The organism is Sphingobium sp. WTD-1 (assembly GCF_030128825.1).
Lineage (GTDB): Bacteria > Pseudomonadota > Alphaproteobacteria > Sphingomonadales > Sphingomonadaceae > Sphingobium.
In genome coordinates this window covers 2,378,284-2,397,422 of the sequence record NZ_CP119127.1, presented here as the reverse complement: position 1 = coordinate 2,397,422, position 19,139 = coordinate 2,378,284, and the positions used below count along the sequence as shown (strand labels likewise).

Sequence of the window (19,139 nt, the reverse complement as noted above, 5' to 3'; positions counted from 1 at the left end):
CTGCTGGTTGCGCTATCGAAACCGTTCGGGAGCATAAGCAGCGATATCGAGGCTGGCAATCGCCTGCGGCATGGCCGCGCCGGTCAACAGGCTGGCCCCCAGCAGCGCCGCCGCCGGCGCGGTCTGGATGCCGAAACCGCCCTGCCCGGCAAACCAGAAGAAACCCTCGACCGCCGGCTCGAAGCCATAGACCGGCACCCGGTCCGGCGCGAAGCTGCGCAGGCCGGCCCATTTGCGCTCGACCGCCGCGATCCGCCAGTCGACCGCCGCCTGGAACCGGTCGATGGCCTGCGCGATCGCCAGTTCCTCGGGCGCGGCATCGCAGGGGGGCGAGGCGACCTCGTCATGCGGCGTCAGCCAGATCCGCCCCTGCCCCTCGGGCTTGAAATAGAAGCCGCCCTGCATGTCCATCACCAGCGGCATCTCGTCGGCCGGCATATCCTCCAGCCGCAACTGCACCACCGTCCGGCGATAGGGCGCGATGCCGACCGGCGCGACACCGCAGGCCATAGCGACATCGTCCGCCCAAGCCCCGGCGGCATTGACCAGCAGGCCGCATTCGATCGGCCCGTCACCGGTCTCGATCCGCCAGCCATCGCCTTGTCGTTCCGCGTGCTCCAGCCTGGCCCCCAGCCGCATTTCGCCGCCCAGCTTGCGGAACCGGCCCAGATAGGCCTGATGCAGCGCCGCGACATCGATGTCGCGGCAACTCGGTTCCAGCACGCCCAGCACCCATTCGGGCCGCAACCCCGGCACCAGGCTCGCCGGCGCCACCGGCTGCAATTCGACCGCCCCGGCAAAATCAGCCAGCAGCGCGTCGCGCAGCCCCTCATCCCCCGCCCGCCCGATATGCAGCGTGCGGCGCGGCGACAAAAAGGAACCATCGAAGAAATCGGGATCCGGCGACTCCAGCAGCCTGCCCGAAGCCGTGGTCAGCGGCTGGACCACCGGCCCGCCATAGGTTTCTTCCCAGAAGGCGACCGATCGCCCCGTCGCATGATAGCCGGCGCTGTCTTCCATCTCCAGGATCAGCACCCGTGCCGTTTCCGCCAGCGCCGCGCCCAGGCTGGCGCCCGCAATCCCGCCACCGACAATCACGATATCGGGCCTGTTCAACGGGCAACCTCATCCAGGAAACGGTCGATCCGCCCCAGCGCATCGAGCCGCACCGGGTCGAGCTCGCGCAGGATTTCATGCGCGGCCTCGCGCCCATAGACATGCAGTCGGGCATCGGGCAAGCGCGCCGCGATCCGCCGGATCGCCGGCGTCGATACCAACTGGTCGCGACAGGCGGCCAGGACCAGGGTCGGCGTCGCGATTCGCTCCGGCCCATTTCCGGCCTCCAGCACCTGAGTCGACTCGAGCGCCAGCCGTACCCAGTTCCAGCTCGGTGGCCCCAGCGCGATGTCCCGGCTATGGTCCCGCCACCAGATTTCATCGGCATAGCGATCGGGATCATGGGTCAGCCGCTTCTGCCGCATCTGACGCTGCCGCTCGCTCTCTTCCTTCTGCGTCCAGGCCCGCTTTTCCCCCTGCCCGATCGCGCACATGACATTGGCGATCGCCACCGCCAGCCAGCGCGGCAGCGGGGCTGTATGCAGCCCCAGCATCGGCGCCACCGCCACGGCCGCATCCGGTTCGGGCAGCCCCTCGGCCAGCGCCCGCAGCAGCATATGCCCGCCCATGCTGTGCCCCAGCATGACCGTCGGACCGCTGCCCTCCGCGCGCCAATCATTTGAAAGCGCGCGCAAATCGCCAATCCACCGGGCGAAGTCGTCGATATGGCCGCACAGCGGATCATCCGTCAGCCGGCCCGATCCGCCCTGCCCCCGCCAGTCGAAGCTGGTCACCGCCCAGCCCCGCTGCGCCCAGTGGTGGATCACCTCCAGATATTTCTCGATCATATCGCCGCGACCGTTGAGGATGAGCATCCGGCCACGGGTGCCAGCGCCCAGCCGATAGCGGCGGATCGGCCAGCCGTCGGGGGCCTGCCAATAATCGAGCTGGCCACCCATTGGCCAGGCGCGACGGTCAAGGGCGGGCGACGGGAAGATCGGCGAATCCATGGGCCATGGTTACGGTTTGGTAAGCCATATGGTCTAGTGCCTGACCCTCATGTTGGGGGAATATTTCAGACTGGCGCTGATCGCCGCACTGGGCATTCTGCTGATCGCAGCCGCGATCACGGACCTGCGCGCGCGCATCATCTCCAACCGGCTGAACCTGGGCGTCGCCGCCCTGGCGCCACTATGGTGGATCGCCTGCGGCTTGCCGCTCTGGCCGGGCATGGCGGTGCAGTTGCTGGTCGGCCTGCTGGTCTTCGTCCTGTTCGCCGCGCTGTTCGCGTTCGGCATGATGGGCGGGGGCGATGTGAAGCTGCTTGGCGCGCTGGCGCTGTGGTTTCCGTGGCAGGCGGTGCTGACCCTGTTGATGCTGATGGCGATTCTGGGCGGGGCCGTGACGATCGTCACGGTGATCCACCATCGTCTCCGCCGGAAACAGGGCCAACCCGAAATACCCTACGGCGTAGCCATATCGATCGCCGCCCTTTGGTTACTTGGCGAACGATATCTTAACCAATTTGCGTGATGATTGGGCCCCTGGGGGCAGGCCGCCCATTTGAGAAAGGCGAGTTTCGTCATGGATGCTAAGAAGATCGTGCTGCTGGTGGGGGCGCTAATCATAGCGGTCACTACAGCCTTGCTTGCGCGCAGCATGCTGAGTTCTTCATCTACGCCGCAGGTGAACGCGGCCGCAATGCCGAACGAGGCGGACCAGCCGCATGTTCTGGTGGCGACCAAGGCCCTGCCGGTGGGGACCATCCTGGACGCGGAAAGCTTCCGCTTCCAGCCCTGGCCCAAGGATCTGATCGAGGCGGCCTATTATCTCAAGGGCCAGGCCGATCCGCTCAAGCTTGCAGGCAGCGTCGTGCGCAATGCGATCACCGCTGGCCAGCCGCTGACCCAGGGCGCCGTTATCCGTCCGGGTGACCGCGGCTTCCTGGCCGCCGCGCTCGGTCCGGGTATGCGCGCCGTCACCGTGCCGGTCTCGGCCCAGAATGCGGTTGCCGGCTTCGTCTTCCCTGGCGACCGCATCGACCTGGTGCTGACCCAGACGGTCTCGGGCGGCGGCGATGGCGCTCCGCTCAAGGTCTCGGAAACGATCCTGCGCAACCTGCGCGTGCTCGCCACCGACCAGCGCACCGATGCGCTCGGCCCCGATGGCAAACCGGTCGTCCAGACCTACTCCAACGTCACGCTCGAAGTGACGCCCAAGATTGCGGAAAAGATCGCCGTGTCGCAGACCATCGGCTCGCTGTCGCTGTCGCTGCGTTCGATCGCCGACACCGCGTCGGATCTCGACGCCGCCATTGCCGGCTCGGACGTCGACCTGCCCGATGGCACCAATCCGGGTTCGGAAAAGTCGATCATTGCCAAGATCGCGGCCCGTCCGGTCGATCGCGGCTCCACCTATTCCACGGGTGCGGACGTGTCGCGCTACCAGCGCAGCAGCGTCCCGGCCAAGCCTGATGCGGCCATGCCCGCCATGGCCGCGCCGGGTGGCGCGCCGGTCGGCACGGCCGTCTTCAAGGGGCCGACCGTCCGCATCGCCCGCGGCACCAGTGTGACCGAAGTTCCGGTCGGGGGGAAGTAAGATGAACGCTTACCAGATGCTCGCGCGGCACAAGGCGGCTCGTCCGCTCGCCGCCCCGGCGATCGCGCTCGGCCTGGCCCTGGCCGCCGTCGCGGCGCCCACCACGGCCCTCAATGCCGCCCCTGCGGCCGATCAGGACAATGCGATCCTGATGTCGGTCGGCGGCAGCAAGGTCGTCAACCTGCCGGCCAAGATGTCCGATGTCGTCATCGCCAATCCCGATGTCGTCGATGTCCATGTCCGCTCGAACAACCAGCTTTACCTGATCGCCAAGAAGCCGGGGGAAACCACCGTCTTCGTGACGGCCGGCAACGGCAAGGTGCTGTTTTCCGGCACAGTGCGCGTCGGCAACAACCTGACCACCATCGACGACATGCTGCGCCTGGCGATGCCGGGTGCCAACATCGCCGTCAACAAGATGAACGGCATGGTGCTGCTGACCGGCACGATCAAGGCGCCCGAAGACGCGGCCGAGGCCGAACGCCTGACCCAGGCCTTTGTCGGCAAGGAAACGACCGTCGTCAGCCGCCTGCTGATGGCGACCCCGCTTCAGGTCATGCTGCAGGTCAAGATCGCCGAAGTCAGCAAGGATGTCGGCCACAAGATCGGCACCAACTTCGCCAGCGCCGACCGCAGCGGCGGCAATCTGGGCTTCATTGGTGGCGGCGGCCGGGCTTTCTCGACCTACACCAAGCCGGAAATTGATACGACCACCGGGTTGATCACCAAGCCTGCCGAATGGGCATTCTCCACCCCTAGCGATGGCTCCTACAGCCTCGGCGGCGTTGCCCGCCTGTTCGGCATGGACATTGCTGGTGCGCTTGATCTCGCCGAATCCAGCGGTCTCGCGACCACCCTGGCGCAGCCGAACCTGACCGCGCTGTCGGGCGAAACCGCCAGCTTCCTGGCCGGTGGCGAATATCCCTACACGGTCAATAACGGCCCGTCGTCGGGCAACAGCATCCAGTTCAAGCAATATGGCGTGCAACTGGCCTTCACCCCGACCGTGCTGGCCGATGGCCGCATCTCGCTGCGCGTCCGGCCGACCGTGTCGAGCCTCGACTTCAGCGTGAACAGCTCCGTTCCTGCGCTCAAGAGCCGCACCGCCGAAACCACGGTGGAACTGGGCTCGGGTCAGGGCTTCATGATCGCGGGCCTGCTCAACAATGAAACCGGCAACACGATCAACAAGGTGCCGGGCCTGGGCAATGTCCCGATCCTGGGCAGCCTGTTCAAGTCGCGCAGCTTCCAGCGGAGCGAGACCGAACTGGTGATCGTCGTCACCCCCTATCTGGTGAAGCCGGTCAACGCGTCCGACATCCGCCTGCCGACCGACGGCTTCCGCAATGCCAATGTCGGCCAGGGCCTGTTCCTTGAACAAACTCATGACGGCGTCAGCGGCGCCCTGCCCAATATGCCGACCCGTGCGCCCGGTTCGCCCGTCGCGCCCACGCCCGGCCCGCAGGCATCGATCGCCGCGCCCGCCCTCGCGGCCCGCGAAGAAAGCCGCTCCTCCGGCAAGTCGGGCGGCGCGACCCCCGGCTTCAGCTTCTGACGGAAGGACGAAAGACATGACTTCCAAGTCCTACAAGAGCATCGTCCGCCTCGGCACCCTGGCCCTTCTGGCGCTGCCGCTCGCGGCCTGCTCGACCGACACCACCAATCGCGGCGTGGACTCGGTCCACCAGCCGGTCGTCAGCTATACCAGCTACACCTTCGACGTGCAGGCCGGCGGCGCTCGCCTGGCACCCGCCGAAGCCGCGCGCCTCGATGACTGGTTCGCCACGATCAAGCTCGGTTATGGTGATCGGGTCGCGATCGTGACCGATGCGGGCTATTACAGCCCCGACCTTGGCGAAGACATCGCCAATGTCGTCGCTCGCCATGGCATGCTGCTGGGCCAGGATAGTTCGGCCGCCGCCGGCTCCGCCCCCGAAGGCACCATCCGTCTGGTCGTCCGCCGCACCACCGCGTCGGTTCCCGGCTGCCCCGACTGGTCGAACAAGGCCGAAACGCCGATGAGCCTGGGCGCGTCGTCCAATTTCGGCTGCGGCGTGAACAGCAATCTGGCGGCAATGGTTGCCGATCCCGAAGATCTGGTTCGTGGCCAGAGCACGGACAGCGAATTGCGCACCGCGACGTCGAACCGCGCCATTTCCACCTATCGCGACAAGGCGCCGACCGGCTCGGGCGACCTCAAGCAGCTCTCGAACGGAGGCCAGTAAGATGAACGCACCCTGGAAACATGGTTCCGTGGGCCAGCGCGACCCCTTCCACGCCTTCGTCTGCGACGATCACAGCTTCGACCTGCTGCGTGCGGTCGCGTCCGAAATGGGCTGGGCACCGGAAAAGGTGAACAAGGGCGGCATGCGCAACGCGGTGCAGAGCCTGTCGATCACCGCCAGCCCGCAGATCCTGTTCGTCGACATGTCGGAAAGCGGCGATCCGCTGAACGACATCAACAGCCTGGCCGAAGTCTGCGAACCCGGCACCGTCGTGATCGCGGCGGGCCAGGTCAATGACGTACGCCTCTATCGCGACCTCGTCGCCAGCGGCATCCAGGATTATCTGCTCAAGCCCTTTGGCGCCGATCAGTTGCGCGATGCGCTGGCCCAGGCCCAGGCCGTCTTCCTCGCCCCGCGTGACGCTGGCCCAGAACGTCCGCACATGACCGTCGCCGTCATCGGCACGCGCGGCGGCGTCGGCGCCTCCAGCATGGCGACCTCACTCGCCTGGATGCTGAGCGAGAAGAAGAAGCGCCCGACCGCCCTGCTCGACCTCGACATCCATTTCGGCACCAATGCGCTGGCGATGGACCTGGAACCGGGGCGCGGCCTCACTGACGCGATCGAAAATCCCAGCCGCATCGACGGCCTGTTCATCGAACGCGCCATGGTTCGCGCCAGCGACATGCTGGCGATCCTGTCGGCTGAAGCGCCGATCAACCAGCCGATGATGACCGATGGCGGCGCATTCTACCAGTTGCTGGAGGAGTTCCGTCAGGCGTTCGAATGCAGCATCATCGACCTGCCGCGCAACATGTTGATCCAGCATACCCACCTGATGACTGACGTGAACGTGGCCGTCGTGGTGACGGAACTCAGCCTGGCGGCGGCGCGGGACTCGATCCGCATCCTCTCCTGGCTCCGGTCGAACGCGCCGCAGACGCGCGTTCTGGTGGTCGCCAATCGCGTTCATCCTGGCGCGCCTGAAATCAGCCGCAAGGATTTCGAACAGTCGATCGAACGCAAGGTCGATGTCATCGTGCCGTTCGACCTGCGCATCGGTGCCCAGGCGGCCAAGCTCGGCAAGACGCTGGCGGAAACCGCCAAGGGCAGCAAGGTCGGCGCCGCCTGTACCGCGATGCTGGACGAAGTGATGGGCCTGGCCGGCGATGAAGCCGACAATGCGGGCGGCAAGTCCGCAGCCAAGAAGGGGGACTCCCTGCTCGGCAAGATCGGCGACTTCAAGAACATGATCCCGTCGCGCCGCAAGGACAAGGCGACGGCACTGGAAGGCTGAAGCGCGGGCCGCTCTAGGGCGGCGGCGCACAGTCATATTCACGCACGGGGAACGGGCGAGCAATGGACGGCAATTTCCTTCTGATCTTGGTGCTGATCGCGACCATGCTTGGCCTGGTCGTGGTTGCCTTTGCCGGCCCCTCGCCCGACAAGGCGCAGAAACGCCGGGTCGCGCTGATCCGTGGCCGCCACAGCGATTCCACCGAGGCGATGATGGAAGCGCGCATGCGCAAGGCCATTTCCAACCGGGCAACCGGCACCGAAGCCAAGATGCTGGTTTCGCTGATCCCCAATCCGGAAAATCTGGCCAAGCGCATCCGCATGACCGGCAAGAAATGGACGCTCAGCCAATATATGACGTCCTGCGCGGTGGTCTTCCTGCTGACCACCCTGTTCCTGCTGATGCGCGGTTTTCCCTTCCTGCTTGCCCTGATGGTCGGGCTGGCGGCCGGGCTCGGCCTGCCACATCTCTGGATCGGCCGACTGATCAAGAAGCGGATCAACCAGTTCACCGCCAAATTTCCCGACGCGCTCGAACTGCTGACCCGTGGCCTGCGCTCGGGCCTGCCGGTCGGCGAGACGCTGGGCATCGTATCAACCGAAATCCCCGGCCCGGTCGGCGAGGAATTCAAGCTGATCACTGAACGGATCAAGATCGGCAAGAGCATGGACCAGGCGCTGCAGGAAACCGCCGATCGCCTGGGCACGCCGGAATTCCAGTTCTTCGTCATCACTTTGGCGATCCAGCGCGAGACCGGCGGCAACCTCGCCGAAACGCTGCAGAACCTGGCCACCGTGCTGCGCCAGCGCGCCCAGATGAAGCTCAAGATCCGCGCCATGTCGTCGGAATCCAAGGCGTCGGCCTATATTATCGGCGCCCTGCCTTTCCTGGTGTTCGGCATGATCTGCTACATCAACTTCAACTATATGAGCCCCTTCTTCACCCCCGATCCGGCGGGCATTTTCGGGCTCTCGACCATGCAGGTCGTCGGCATTGGCGGCTTCTGCTGGATGGGCATCGGCGCCTTCATCATGGCGCAGATGATCAACTTCGAGATTTGACGGGGAACGGATAGAGATATGGACGCCCCTACCCCCACCGGCACCCTGTTCGGCATGACCGCGACCGATTTCGGCACGCTGCTTGCCGCACTGGCCACGCTCGCCACCCTCTACGCGCTCTATGCCGTGATGACCGTGCGCGATCCGATGGCCAAGCGGGTCAAGGCGCTGAACGAACGCCGTGAGCAGCTCAAGGCCGGCATCACCGCCTCGACCGCCAAGCGTCGCGCCAAGCTCGTCAACAAGAACCAGACGACCGACCAGATGCGGTCCTTCCTGACCAGCCTCAAGGTGCTGCAGGACGACCAGCTCAAGGACGCGCAAATCCGTCTGGCCCAGGCCGGTATCCGGTCCAAGGACTGGGCCGTCGCCGTCATCTTTGGCCGCATGATCATGCCGATCGTGATCGGCAGCACCGCCGCGATCCTGCTCTATGCGGTCGGCATCTATCCCGAATGGGGTGGTGCCAAGCGCTTCATGGCCTTCGCCGCCGCGCTGCTGCTCGCCTACAAGGCGCCCGACATCTTCATCGACAACAAGATCGCCAAGCGCTCCGCCGCGATCCGCAAGGGCCTGCCCGACGCGCTCGACCTGCTGGTCATCTGCGCCGAGGCCGGCCTGACCGTCGACGCCGCCTTCAGCCGCGTCGCCCGCGAACTGGGCCGTGCCTATCCCGAACTGGGTGACGAGTTCCAGCTGACTGCGATCGAGCTGAGCTTTCTCACCGAACGCCGCATGGCCTTTGAGAATCTGGCGACCCGCGTAAAGCTCGACGCGGTCAAGGGCGTGGTCACGACCATGATCCAGACCGAAAAATATGGCACGCCGCTCGCCTCCGCGCTGCGCGTGCTGTCGGCCGAGTTCCGCCATGAACGCATGATGCGCGCGGAAGAAAAGGCCGCCCGCCTGCCCGCGATCATGACCGTGCCGCTGATTCTCTTCATCCTGCCGACCCTGTTCGTCGTCATCCTGGGTCCGGCCGCCTGCTCGATCAGCACGGCCTTCTAAAAAATTTCAGGGCAAGGAGGGGGCGCTGCCGTAGCGTCCCCTCTTTCCGTTTCCGTAAACTGCAAGCGAAGCGCTGGCGCGCCGCATTTTCCTCCCTTATTCTCACCCTCAACCGAAAAGGAGAGGATCGCATCATGACCATCAAGACCGGCGCTCGCGTCGCCATCGCCGCTCTGGCCGCCTTCACCGTCGCCCTGCCCGCCTATGCGGCCCAGCCCATCACCGGCCGCTGGTCGACCGTCGATGGCAAGGCGATCGTCCAGATCGCACCCTGCGGAAAGAGCATCTGCGGCAAGATCGAGAAGATCGTGAAGCCGACGCCGGGCCGCCCCCAGACCGACATCAAGAACCCCGACCCGGCGCTGCGCTCCAAGCCGCTGGTCGGCCTTGCCCTGCTGTCGGGCTTCAGCGATGCCGGCGATATCTGGAAGGGCACGATCTACGACCCGGAAAGCGGCAAGAGCTATACGTCCAAGGTCAGCCGCAATGGCGACGGCACGCTCAAGGTTCAGGGCTGCATCGCCTTCTTCTGCAAGACCCAGACCTGGACGCCGCTGCGCTGATCGCACGCACCGACCGGAAAACAGAAGGGGCGCCAATGGCGCCCCTTTTCCTATCGATATGTTCCCGTTCAGTCGCCGGCATGTTCCATCGGCGTGAAGCGCTGTGACCAGAGCGCACCATAGATCGCCATCCACTGCACCACCGGCCCCAGCCCCTTGGTCCGCGCCGCATACCAGGTTTCGCGCCCCGTCCGCCTGGCCGTCACCAGACCGGCGCGCTTGAGCTTGCCCATATGGCGGGACACCATCGGTTGCGACACGCCGGCCACGGCCGTCAGCGCGACGACATTCTGTTCCCCTTCGCGCACCAGATATTCCAGCAGGGCACGTCGCGTGCCGTCGGACAGCGCCTTGAAGAGTGAATCGCTGTTCGCTCCAAGGTCGCCTCTGAATTTCACTTCCGTCATGCAAATTTCATAATCATCTGGTTATGAGTTGGTCAAGCGGAGGATGATTTTCGACTCGGCCGCGCCATTAACTAAAAAAAGTGCGAACCGCCTCCTCGCTGAGTCTTTTGAGTCACACCACCCCATGATGAGTCTCATGCGACTCGCATGACTCAATATGTTGTGGCTACCCGCTTCGTTCTCCACCATCCTCGCAATCCTGACAGCGACGACCGCTAAACCCCTGACCTTGACGGCAGACTCCTGAGGACTCAGTGCTGACGGACGAAACATATGGGGGTTGCACACATGGGTGTCATGGAACGCGTCGCACCGCGGCGGAAGAAGGCGGTTGCGCTCGCGCCGGCACCGGCGATCGAGGCAAACCGCCTGCTGCGCGGTGACTGTATCGCGGAAATGGCCAAGCTGCCCGACGGCTGCATCGACATGATCTTTGCCGATCCGCCTTATAATCTTCAGCTCGGCGGCGACCTGTTCCGCCCCGAGGGCGGCCGCGTCGATGCGGTCGACAATGACTGGGACAAGTTCGACACGCTCAGCAGCTATGACCGCTTTACCAAGGCGTGGCTGGCGCAGGCGCGCCGCATCCTGAAGCCCAATGGCACGATCTGGGTGATCGGCAGCTATCACAACATCTTCCGCGTCGGCGCTGCCTTGCAGGATGAGGGCTTCTGGATCCTCAACGACATCATCTGGCGCAAGGCGAACCCGATGCCCAATTTCAAGGGCACCCGCTTCACCAACGCGCATGAAACGCTGATCTGGGCCAGCCAGGGCGAGGACGCGAAATACACGTTCAACTACAAGGCGATGAAGACGCTCAATGACGAGTTGCAGATGCGCTCCGACTGGGTGCTGCCGATCTGCGGTGGCCAGGAGCGGCTGAAGCGCAACGGCACCAAGGCGCATCCGACGCAGAAGCCGGAATCGCTGCTCTATCGCGTGATGCTGTCCTGCACCAAGCCAGGCGACATCGTGCTCGACCCCTTCTTCGGCACCGGCACCACCGGCGCCGTCGCCAAGCGCCTGGGCCGCCAGTGGATCGGCATCGAGCGTGAGCCCGACTATATCGAGGTCGCCGAGGAACGCATTGCCGAGGCGCTGCCGCTCGATGAATCCGCGCTCGCCATCATGCAGACCGCACGCCAGCAGCCCAAGGTCGCCTTCGGTACGCTGGTCGAGACCGGCTATCTCCAGCCCGGTTCGGTGGTGATGGACAGCAAGCGCCGCTGGAGCGCCACCGTGCGCGCCGACGGCTCGCTCGCTATGGGCAGCGACACCGGTTCGATCCACAAGCTGGGCGCCACGCTTCAGGGCGCGCCCAGCTGCAACGGCTGGACCTTCTGGCATATCGAGAAGGCGGGCAAGCTCCACCCGATCGACACGCTGCGCCAGACCTATCTGCTCGCCAACGAGCCTTGATTTCCGTCCCTCGTTCGGGTTGAGGCAGCCACGGTTCTTCCAAGACATGGCCCCAACCCGTCCGGGGCGAACGGAGCTTTATGACCCTCTCCTCCATCCCCGCTGACGCCCGGCTCTACCTCAAGCCGACCTGGTTCGTGCCGAGCCCGATCGGCCTGGCGGATGGATCGGCGGCGCGGATGGGCAATGGCCTGATCTGGTTCCAGGCCTATGAACTGACCGCCCGCCATGCCGGCCGCCGCATCGCCCGCGACACCATCCCGGTCGCCGCGTTCGAGGCGATCACCGCCACCCTGCCCGACCCGCTGGCCGAGCGCGCCCGCCAACTGGCCGCGAACATCTCCGCCCAGCGCGCGCCGCTCAGCCTTGGCGATCGCGTCATCCGCTTCGACGCGCCCCAGACGATGGCGATCCTCAACATCACGCCCGACAGCTTCTCCGACGGCGGCAAGCATATGACCGACCCACAGGCGGCGGCAGATGCCGGCTTTGCCATGGCGGCGGCGGGCGCCGCGCTGATCGATGCCGGCGGCGAATCCACCCGGCCCAAGGCGCCCAAGCTGTGGGAAGGCGACGAGATCGCCCGCATCGTGCCGGTGATCGAGAAACTGGCCGCCGCCGGCGTCGCCATGTCGGTCGACACGCGCAAGGCGGCGGTGATGGAGGCGGCGCTCGCCGCCGGCGCCCATGTCATCAACGATGTCAGCGCGCTGGAACATGATCCCCGCAGCCTGGAGGTCGCGGCCCGCGCCGGTTGCCCGGTAATCCTGATGCACGCGCCTTCGGCCGGCGACGACCCGCACGACAATCCCAACGGCTATGCCGATGTCGTCAGCGACGTGTTCGACTATCTCGACGCCCGCATCGCCGCCTGCCTCGACGCCGGCATCGCGCGCGAGAAGATCATGGTCGATCCGGGCCTGGGCTTCGGCAAGAGCCTGGCCGACAATCTGGCGCTGGTGAACGGCCTCGCCACCTTCCAGGGGCTGGGCGTGCCGCTGCTCTTCGCCGGCAGCCGCAAGCGCCTGATCGGCGCCCTGTCGAACGAGGCACCGGCAGCCGACCGGCTGGGCGGCTCGGTCGCCCTCGCCTTCCGCGCGGCGCAACTGGGCGCGCAGATGGTCCGCGTCCATGACGTCAAGGAAAGCGTCCAGGCGCTCCATCTGTGGCGCGGCCTGGCCGATGCGGGGCTGAGCGCGGTCTGATACCGCGCCCGGCCGCCTTCACCCTTATTCGCCCAGGATGAATTCCACGCCCGCCATGGCGTGGATTTCGGTGCAGTCGTAGATCGGCAGCACATTGGCCTTCACGTCGACGATCATCTCCAGTTCGGTGCAGGCGAGCACGACGGCCTGCACATCCTCCTTGGCGATGTCGGTCAGTTCCGATTTCATGAAACGCTCGGAATCGCGGTTGATCTTGCCGACGGTCAGTTCGTCATAGACAATCCGGTCGATCCGTTCGGCCAGCGCGACATCGGCCGGCAGCAGCGACACGCCGTGCGACACCAGCCGCTGGCGATAATATTTCTCGGTCATCACGTTGCGCGTGCCGATCAGGGCGGCGCGATCGATGCGATCGGCCTTCATCCGCGTGCCGACGACATCGGCGATGTGGATGATGGGAATGGCGATGCTCGCCTGGATCCGGTCATAGATGCGGTGCATGCTATTGGCGCAGATCAGCAGCGCTTCCGCCCCGCCCTGTTCCAGCCGCTGGGCCGCGCCGATCAGATGGCCCGATGCGCAATCCCAGTCTTCCTGCGTGATGCAACCGGAAACCTGTGCGAAATCTAGGCTTTCGATCAGCAGCCGCGCACTGTGCTGGCCACCCTTGGCCCGGTGGATCGCCTGGTTGATGATCTCATAATAGCGGGCGGTGGACGTCCAGCTGAGACCACCAATCAGACCGAGTTTACGCATGTCGCTCCCAATATGGGGGCGCCTGTCCGGCCCCGTGCGGGCCGGGCATGTCGGTGCCCCAGCCCTTCTTTTACGAAAGATGCCGGCTTCGACAAGTCAGGACGATCCACCCGCCCCGTCGACGGGGCGATCCGACGCGGGTGGATCGGCTTGTTTAGTGGGCCAGCGCCTTGACGATCTCCTCGACCATCTTCTTGGCGTCGGCCAGCAGCATCATCGTGTTGTCCATGTAGAAGACCTCATTGTCGACGCCGGCATAGCCGGCCCCGCCCATGGAGCGCTTCACGAACAGCACCGACTTGGCGTTGGCGACGTCCAGGATCGGCATGCCATAGATGGGCGACGTCTTGTCCGTCTTGGCCGCCGGATTGGTCACGTCATTGGCGCCGATGACGAAGGCGACGTCGGCCTGGCCGAACTCGCTGTTGATGTCCTCCAGCTCGAACACCTCGTCATAGGGGACGTTCGCTTCGGCCAGCAGCACGTTCATATGGCCGGGCATGCGCCCTGCGACCGGATGGATCGCATATTTGACGTTCACGCCTTCCTTCTTCAGCAGGTCGGCCATTTCGCGCAGCGCATGCTGCGCCTGGCTGACCGCCATGCCGTAACCCGGCACGATGATGACATTGTCCGCCTGGCTCATCAGGAAGGCCGCGTCCTCGGCGCTGCCGCGCTTGTAGGGACGGTCGACCGCCGCCGCGCCGCCACCCGACGGGCCGGCTTCCGCGCCGAAGCCGCCGGCGATCACGCTGATGAAGCTGCGGTTCATCGCCTTGCACATGATGTAGGACAGGATCGCGCCGGAGCTGCCCACCAGCGCGCCGGTGATGATCATCGCCGTATTGCCCAGGGTGAAGCCCATCGCCGCTGCGGCCCAGCCCGAATAGCTGTTCAGCATCGACACCACGACCGGCATGTCCGCGCCGCCGATCGGGATGATCAGCAGGAAGCCGATGACGAAGCTCAGCGCCGTCACGGTCCAGAAGATCCAGGGCGACTGGTCGGTCACGAAATAGGCGATCAGGCCCAGGATCGCCGCCAGCGTCGCCAGATTGATGACATGGCGGCCCGGCAGCATGATCGGCTTGCCCGACATGTTGCCGTTCAATTTCAGGAAGGCGATGACCGAACCCGAGAAGGTGATCGCGCCGATCGCGACGCCCAGCCCCATTTCGATGCGGCTGGCATTGTGGATCTCGTTCGTCAGCGGATCGAGAATGCCGAACGCGCCGGGATTGAGATAGGCGGCCGCGCCGACCAGCACGGCGGCCAGGCCGACCAGCGAGTGGAAGGCCGCAACCAGCTGCGGCATCGCCGTCATCTCGATGCGACGGGCGATGATGAAGCCGATGCCGCCGCCGATGGCGATCGCGCCCAGGATTTCGGGCAGGCTCAGCACGTCATGGGTATAAAGGGTCGTGACCACGGCGATTGCCATGCCGACCATGCCCATGCGGTTGCCGCGACGGCTGGTCGACGGGCTCGACAGGCCGCGCAGCGCCAGGATGAAGAGGACGCCGGAAACCAGATAGGCCAAGGCGACGAAGGGCGAAACGGGCGCAAGCTCGTGCATCACTTGCGCTCCTTCTTCTTGTACATGGCCAGCATGCGTTCGGTCACGGCAAAGCCGCCGAAGATATTCACCGATGCAAAGACCACCGCGACCAGACCCAGCAGCTTGGCCGCCAGGCTACCGGCCTCCGCCGACGCGACCAGAGCGCCGACGATGATGACCGACGAAATGGCATTGGTGACCGCCATCAGCGGCGTGTGCAGCGCCGGCGTCACCGACCAGACCACATAATAGCCGACGAAGCACGCCAGCACGAAAATCGACAGGATGGCAATGAAGTCCATCGTTCCTACTCCCTGTTCGCCCCGGAGCATTGCTCGCGAAGCGTCTGCGCCATTCGCGCCCGGCCTGAAACCGAAAGCGCGCAGCGATATGCGTTCAGCCCAGCAGTCGTTCGTTGACGACCTTGCCCCCCTGGGTCAGGCGGATCGCGTTGCCGATTTCCTCGTCCAGCACCGGCGCATTCTTGTCCTTGTCCCAGAAGGCGGACAGGAAATTATAGAGGTTGCGCGAGAACAGGGCGGAGGTGTCGGCGGCCAGGCGGCTGGGCACGTTGCGATGGCCCACGATCTTGACGCCGTGGCGCACGACCACTTCGCCGGCGACCGCGCCCTCGACATTGCCGCCCTGCTCGACGGCCAGGTCGACGATCACGCTGCCCGGCTTCATCGATGCGATCTGCGCGTCGCTGATCAGGCGCGGCGCAGGCCGGCCGGGGATCAGCGCCGTCGTGATGACGATGTCCTGCTTGGCGATGTGCGACGAGACCAGCTCGGCCTGGGCAGCCTTATATTCGTCTGACATTTCTGTGGCATAGCCACCGGTGCCTTCACCCTCGATGCCGGCCACCTTCTCCACGAAGATCGCCTTGGCGCCGAGCGATTCAATCTGCTCCTTGGTCGCGGCGCGCACGTCGGTGGCGCTCACCTGCGCACCCAGCCGCCGCGCCGTGGCGATCGCCTGAAGGCCGGCCACGCCCACGCCCATGACGAAGCATTTGGCCGCCGACACGGTGCCCGCCGCGGTCATCATCATCGGAAAGGCGCGGTCATATTCGGCCGCCGCGTCCAGCACCGCCTTGTATCCCGACAGGTTCGACTGGGACGACAAGATGTCCATCGATTGCGCACGGGTGATGCGCGGCATGAATTCCATCGCCAGCGCCTCATAGCCGGCGGCGGCATAGGCATCGACCCGCGCCCGCTCGCCGAACGGGTTGAGGCCCGCGACGATCCACGCCCCCGCCGCAGCGCCGCCAAGGCTGGCCGGATCGGGGCCTTGCACGCCCAGCAGGATATCGGCACCCGCCAGCGTCGCGGCACGATCGCCAACGCTGGCACCGGCCGTAACATAGGCTTCGTCGGCAATCGACGCCGTCGCGCCCGCGCCGGCCTCGACAGCCACGCTCGCGCCCAGCGCGATGAATTTCTTCACGGTCTCGGGCGTACCGGCCACGCGCCGTTCGCCCGCAGCCTGTTCCTTCAATATCGCGATTTTCATTATATCAGCATCCCCCTCCTATAGCGTCGACATGGCTCAGCTGGAGATCAGCAGCACGACAATCGCGGCGACGATGAGGCAGGCAATGGTGCCCCACTTCACGAAGCCGACAAACCCTTCATAGGTCTGGGTTGCGCTCTTGATATTCCCGTCAGAAGCCATATCCGTTCCCCTAGTTATTACATCGTTGTGCAACCTCTTATCCTGTCCCCCCACCCCCCTCAAGCCGTAGGGGCACAAGAAAATCTTTACAGGTTAAGGGCGCTTTTACCCCCGGTGCCTAGGATGCCCTCCTGTTTGCACAAGAGGGGTCCAGATGGTTCGCGAAGGCGTTCCCTTGCTGATGTTGATCGACGACGAGCCCGCGCAGCGCCGGCTGGTGTCCGCGCTGGCCGCGCGCGCGGGATGGCGGACCATCTTCGCCAGCGATGCCGAAACCGCCCTGGCGACGCTGGGCACGCAGGACGGCATGCAGCTCGACGCGGTCCTGATCGATCAATGGAGTCCGGATTTCGATCCGGCCGACCTGATCGGCGACATCCATGCGCAGCGCCCCGCCCTGCCGATCCTGGTGCTGACGGCGCATAACAGCGTCGCCGTCGCGGTCCAGGCGATGCGCGCCGGCGCCACCGATTACCTCTCCAAGCCGATCGCACCCGAACGGCTGCTCGCCGCGCTTAACGCGACGCTGGAGGGCAATGTGCGCGGCGAACTGCGCCCGCTCACCGAGAAGATCAGCGCCCCGCTGGCGTTCGAGGATGTCGTTGGCGCCGCGCCCCAGTTCCGCACCGCCCTGGCCATCGCGGCCAAGGCTGCGCGCGCCCGCGTGCCGGTGCTGATCGAGGGCGAAAGCGGTGTCGGCAAGGATGTCGTCGCCCGCGCCATCCACGCCGCCTCGCCGCGTCACAAGCAGGCGATGGTGACCGTCAATTGCGGCGCGATCCCCGCCAACCTCGTCGAATCAGAACTGTTCGGTCATGAACGCGGCGCCTTCACCGGCGCCTTCGACCGCCATGTCGGCAAATTCCTGTCGGCCGACATGGGCACCATCTTCCTCGACGAAGTCAGTGAAATGCCGCTCGACGCGCAGGTCAAGCTGCTGCGCGTGCTCCAGGATGGCGAGGTTCAGCCGATCGGCGCCCGTCGCCCCGTCCATGTCGATGTCCGCGTCATCGCCGCCACCAACAAGAAACTCAGCGAAGAGATCGAGGCCGGGCGCTTCCGCGAGGATCTCTATTATCGCCTGAACGTCGTCCAGTTAACCGTGCCCCCATTGCGGGAGCGTATGGGCGACATTCCCGCCCTCTGCCGCCATCTCCTCGCCCGCATCGCGACCCAGCCGGGCCTGCGGGGCCTCGGCCTCACCGACGATGCGCTGGCGCTGCTGATGCAGCATGACTGGCCGGGCAATGTCCGCCAGCTCCAGAACGCCCTGTTCCGCGCCGCCGTGCTGTGCGAGGGCGATGCGCTGACCCCGCATGACTTCCCGCAGGTCGCCGCCCATATCCTGTCGCGCGGCGCCGGCGGCCCGCGCCAGCGCGTTGCCGCCACGCCGCCGCGCGAAGCGGCCGGCATCACCCTGTTCGAAGGCGACGGCCATGTCCGTCCGCTGGCCGAGATCGAAGCCGACGTCATCCGCCTTGCCATCGGCCATTATCGCGGCCGCATGACCGAAGTCGCCCGCCGGCTGGGGATCGGCCGTTCGACCCTCTATCGCAAGCTAGCAGAACTCGGCATCGACAACGCCGCCTGATCGCGGGACCGGGCGCCCTGCGGCTGGGGCATATTGTCGCGGGGGTTCCGCTACGGCGTTGAATTATCCCCGCGCCTATGCTTTTGAACGGGGCATGAAAGCGCCCCTCCTCGCCGCCTGCTCCCCCCTCCTGCTGCTGGTCGCCTGTGGCCGCGCCGAACCGGTCGCGGACATGCCGAGCCAGGAGGAACTGGCCGCCGCCGCCAATGCGGCCGCTGCCAATGCGCTGGCCAACGCGCAGAAGGATGATGCCGGCGACAGCCGCAACTATGTGAATATCGACCATGGCTATTCCGTCACCATGCCCGAAGGCTGGATGAAGGATGGTGAAGCCAGCAATGCCGATGGCGTCGTCTATCAGGATCCCGGCGCGGGGGCCGACGTCCGCGTCTTCTGGCAGAAGAATGACAATGACCAGACGCTGCAGCAGATTGTCGAGGCGCTGTCCGACGGCGCCGAGGGCGTGGATGGCGATTTCATCGGCGAGAATGAATATCGCGGCACCGCCAATGACGGCGAAGGCAATAATGTCGCGCTGCGCCTGCTGAAACAGCCTGACGGCGCGATCGTCACCGCCACCTTCGTCTATCCCGAAATGCTGAGCGAACAATATCAGCCGATCGCGCAGGCCCTGCTCGACAGCCTGCGCATCTTCGCGCCCAAGGCCCAGACGCCGGAGGGCCAGACTCCGGAGGGAGCGAGCGCCACGGCCACGCCCGCACCGGCCGCCAACGCCAGCAACTGACCGGCG

20 protein-coding genes are annotated in these 19,139 nt (G+C 65.5%); 12 read left to right on the top strand and 8 right to left on the bottom strand.

Annotated features, from left to right (window positions below; translation table 11 throughout):
- Window positions 1–12 precede the first annotated feature (12 nt).
- A complete protein-coding gene (locus tag N6H05_RS11955; protein ID WP_284114031.1) occupies window positions 13–1,116 on the bottom strand; it encodes an NAD(P)/FAD-dependent oxidoreductase in 1,104 nt (367 codons plus the stop codon).
- Complete coding sequence (locus tag N6H05_RS11950; protein ID WP_284114030.1) at window positions 1,113–2,066, bottom strand: alpha/beta fold hydrolase; 954 nt, start codon at window positions 2,064–2,066, stop codon at window positions 1,113–1,115. The genes N6H05_RS11955 and N6H05_RS11950 overlap by 4 nt, the downstream gene beginning before the upstream one ends.
- Window positions 2,067–2,115: 49 nt before the next feature.
- On the opposite strand from N6H05_RS11950, the gene N6H05_RS11945 reads away from it, so the two are divergent.
- The 8 genes from N6H05_RS11945 to N6H05_RS11910 all read left to right on the top strand — a co-directional run bounded on the left by N6H05_RS11945 (window position 2,116) and on the right by N6H05_RS11910 (window position 9,808).
- Window positions 2,116–2,589: an A24 family peptidase gene (locus tag N6H05_RS11945; RefSeq protein WP_284114028.1), complete on the top strand. Its 474-nt coding sequence runs from the start codon at window positions 2,116–2,118 to the stop codon at window positions 2,587–2,589.
- Window positions 2,590–2,640: 51 nt separating this feature from the next.
- Window positions 2,641–3,654 carry a Flp pilus assembly protein CpaB gene (gene cpaB / locus N6H05_RS11940; protein ID WP_284114027.1) on the top strand — a complete coding sequence of 338 codons (1,014 nt, stop codon included), beginning with the start codon at window positions 2,641–2,643 and terminating at the stop codon, window positions 3,652–3,654.
- A 1-nt stretch (window position 3,655) separates the two neighbouring features.
- Entirely contained in the window at window positions 3,656–5,209 is a 1,554-nt protein-coding gene (locus tag N6H05_RS11935) for a type II and III secretion system protein family protein (RefSeq protein ID WP_284114026.1), read from the top strand.
- A gap of 16 nt (window positions 5,210–5,225) precedes the next feature.
- On the top strand, window positions 5,226–5,879 hold the full coding sequence (locus N6H05_RS11930; RefSeq protein WP_284114025.1) for a CpaD family pilus assembly protein: 654 nt from the start codon (window positions 5,226–5,228) through the stop codon (window positions 5,877–5,879).
- Between the two features lies 1 nt (window position 5,880).
- Window positions 5,881–7,176, top strand: coding sequence for a P-loop NTPase (locus N6H05_RS11925; protein WP_284114024.1), 1,296 nt, complete (start codon window positions 5,881–5,883; stop codon window positions 7,174–7,176).
- 62 nt (window positions 7,177–7,238) lie between these two features.
- Window positions 7,239–8,237 (top strand): type II secretion system F family protein, encoded by a 999-nt coding sequence (locus N6H05_RS11920; RefSeq protein WP_284114023.1) that lies wholly within the window; start codon window positions 7,239–7,241, stop codon window positions 8,235–8,237.
- 18 nt (window positions 8,238–8,255) lie between these two features.
- Entirely contained in the window at window positions 8,256–9,245 is a 990-nt protein-coding gene (locus tag N6H05_RS11915) for a type II secretion system F family protein (protein ID WP_188081810.1), read from the top strand.
- Window positions 9,246–9,379: 134 nt separating this feature from the next.
- Window positions 9,380–9,808 (top strand): DUF2147 domain-containing protein, encoded by a 429-nt coding sequence (locus tag N6H05_RS11910; RefSeq protein ID WP_284114021.1) that lies wholly within the window; start codon window positions 9,380–9,382, stop codon window positions 9,806–9,808.
- Window positions 9,809–9,876: 68 nt separating this feature from the next.
- On the opposite strand, the gene N6H05_RS11905 is transcribed toward N6H05_RS11910, so the two are convergent.
- Window positions 9,877–10,215 (bottom strand): ArsR/SmtB family transcription factor, encoded by a 339-nt coding sequence (locus tag N6H05_RS11905; protein ID WP_188081812.1) that lies wholly within the window; start codon window positions 10,213–10,215, stop codon window positions 9,877–9,879.
- A gap of 288 nt (window positions 10,216–10,503) precedes the next feature.
- On the opposite strand from N6H05_RS11905, the gene N6H05_RS11900 reads away from it, so the two are divergent.
- Together N6H05_RS11900 and folP are read left to right on the top strand one after the other, a co-directional pair.
- A complete protein-coding gene (locus N6H05_RS11900; RefSeq protein WP_284114020.1) occupies window positions 10,504–11,637 on the top strand; it encodes a site-specific DNA-methyltransferase in 1,134 nt (377 codons plus the stop codon).
- Window positions 11,638–11,717: 80 nt separating this feature from the next.
- Entirely contained in the window at window positions 11,718–12,842 is a 1,125-nt protein-coding gene (folP, locus tag N6H05_RS11895; protein ID WP_284114019.1) for a dihydropteroate synthase, read from the top strand.
- Between the two features lie 24 nt (window positions 12,843–12,866).
- Here the strand turns inward: folP and N6H05_RS11890 are convergent, their stop codons facing one another.
- From N6H05_RS11890 to N6H05_RS11870, 5 genes are all read right to left on the bottom strand, one after another.
- The gene (locus tag N6H05_RS11890) at window positions 12,867–13,559 is read right to left on the bottom strand and encodes an aspartate/glutamate racemase family protein (RefSeq protein WP_284114018.1); all 693 of its coding nucleotides are present in this window, start codon (window positions 13,557–13,559) and stop codon (window positions 12,867–12,869) included.
- 154 nt (window positions 13,560–13,713) lie between these two features.
- On the bottom strand, window positions 13,714–15,135 hold the full coding sequence (locus N6H05_RS11885) for an NAD(P)(+) transhydrogenase (Re/Si-specific) subunit beta (RefSeq protein WP_037517256.1): 1,422 nt from the start codon (window positions 15,133–15,135) through the stop codon (window positions 13,714–13,716).
- A complete protein-coding gene (locus N6H05_RS11880) occupies window positions 15,135–15,419 on the bottom strand; it encodes an NAD(P) transhydrogenase subunit alpha part 2 (RefSeq protein WP_004208003.1) in 285 nt (94 codons plus the stop codon). Before N6H05_RS11880 ends, N6H05_RS11885 begins: the two co-directional genes overlap by 1 nt.
- Before the next feature lie 94 nt (window positions 15,420–15,513).
- Window positions 15,514–16,635 carry an NAD(P) transhydrogenase subunit alpha gene (locus N6H05_RS11875; RefSeq protein WP_284114017.1) on the bottom strand — a complete coding sequence of 374 codons (1,122 nt, stop codon included), beginning with the start codon at window positions 16,633–16,635 and terminating at the stop codon, window positions 15,514–15,516.
- Window positions 16,636–16,671: 36 nt separating this feature from the next.
- On the bottom strand, window positions 16,672–16,797 hold the full coding sequence (locus N6H05_RS11870; protein ID WP_004208006.1) for an aa3-type cytochrome c oxidase subunit IV: 126 nt from the start codon (window positions 16,795–16,797) through the stop codon (window positions 16,672–16,674).
- 154 nt (window positions 16,798–16,951) lie between these two features.
- Here N6H05_RS11870 and N6H05_RS11865 point away from each other — a divergent pair, with 154 nt between their 5' ends.
- Both N6H05_RS11865 and N6H05_RS11860 read left to right on the top strand, forming a co-directional pair.
- Window positions 16,952–18,388: a sigma-54-dependent transcriptional regulator gene (locus N6H05_RS11865; RefSeq protein WP_284114016.1), complete on the top strand. Its 1,437-nt coding sequence runs from the start codon at window positions 16,952–16,954 to the stop codon at window positions 18,386–18,388.
- A 94-nt stretch (window positions 18,389–18,482) separates the two neighbouring features.
- Window positions 18,483–19,133 carry a hypothetical protein gene (locus tag N6H05_RS11860; protein ID WP_038293072.1) on the top strand — a complete coding sequence of 217 codons (651 nt, stop codon included), beginning with the start codon at window positions 18,483–18,485 and terminating at the stop codon, window positions 19,131–19,133.
- Window positions 19,134–19,139 lie beyond the last annotated feature (6 nt).

Coding starts and splice junctions, on each gene's coding strand:
- N6H05_RS11880 (WP_004208003.1), bottom strand. CDS start 15,419: ATGGACTTCATTGCCATCCTGTCGATTTTCGTGCTGGCGTGCTTCGTC.
- N6H05_RS11920 (WP_284114023.1), top strand. CDS start 7,239: ATGGACGGCAATTTCCTTCTGATCTTGGTGCTGATCGCGACCATGCTT.
- N6H05_RS11875 (WP_284114017.1), bottom strand. CDS start 16,635: ATGAAAATCGCGATATTGAAGGAACAGGCTGCGGGCGAACGGCGCGTG.
- cpaB (WP_284114027.1), top strand. CDS start 2,641: ATGGATGCTAAGAAGATCGTGCTGCTGGTGGGGGCGCTAATCATAGCG.
- N6H05_RS11925 (WP_284114024.1), top strand. CDS start 5,881: ATGAACGCACCCTGGAAACATGGTTCCGTGGGCCAGCGCGACCCCTTC.
- N6H05_RS11935 (WP_284114026.1), top strand. CDS start 3,656: ATGAACGCTTACCAGATGCTCGCGCGGCACAAGGCGGCTCGTCCGCTC.
- N6H05_RS11900 (WP_284114020.1), top strand. CDS start 10,504: ATGGGTGTCATGGAACGCGTCGCACCGCGGCGGAAGAAGGCGGTTGCG.
- N6H05_RS11865 (WP_284114016.1), top strand. CDS start 16,952: ATGGTTCGCGAAGGCGTTCCCTTGCTGATGTTGATCGACGACGAGCCC.
- N6H05_RS11945 (WP_284114028.1), top strand. CDS start 2,116: ATGTTGGGGGAATATTTCAGACTGGCGCTGATCGCCGCACTGGGCATT.
- N6H05_RS11930 (WP_284114025.1), top strand. CDS start 5,226: ATGACTTCCAAGTCCTACAAGAGCATCGTCCGCCTCGGCACCCTGGCC.
- N6H05_RS11915 (WP_188081810.1), top strand. CDS start 8,256: ATGGACGCCCCTACCCCCACCGGCACCCTGTTCGGCATGACCGCGACC.
- N6H05_RS11890 (WP_284114018.1), bottom strand. CDS start 13,559: ATGCGTAAACTCGGTCTGATTGGTGGTCTCAGCTGGACGTCCACCGCC.
- N6H05_RS11950 (WP_284114030.1), bottom strand. CDS start 2,066: ATGGATTCGCCGATCTTCCCGTCGCCCGCCCTTGACCGTCGCGCCTGG.
- N6H05_RS11860 (WP_038293072.1), top strand. CDS start 18,483: ATGAAAGCGCCCCTCCTCGCCGCCTGCTCCCCCCTCCTGCTGCTGGTC.
- N6H05_RS11910 (WP_284114021.1), top strand. CDS start 9,380: ATGACCATCAAGACCGGCGCTCGCGTCGCCATCGCCGCTCTGGCCGCC.
- N6H05_RS11870 (WP_004208006.1), bottom strand. CDS start 16,797: ATGGCTTCTGACGGGAATATCAAGAGCGCAACCCAGACCTATGAAGGG.
- N6H05_RS11885 (WP_037517256.1), bottom strand. CDS start 15,135: ATGCACGAGCTTGCGCCCGTTTCGCCCTTCGTCGCCTTGGCCTATCTG.
- folP (WP_284114019.1), top strand. CDS start 11,718: ATGACCCTCTCCTCCATCCCCGCTGACGCCCGGCTCTACCTCAAGCCG.
- N6H05_RS11905 (WP_188081812.1), bottom strand. CDS start 10,215: ATGACGGAAGTGAAATTCAGAGGCGACCTTGGAGCGAACAGCGATTCA.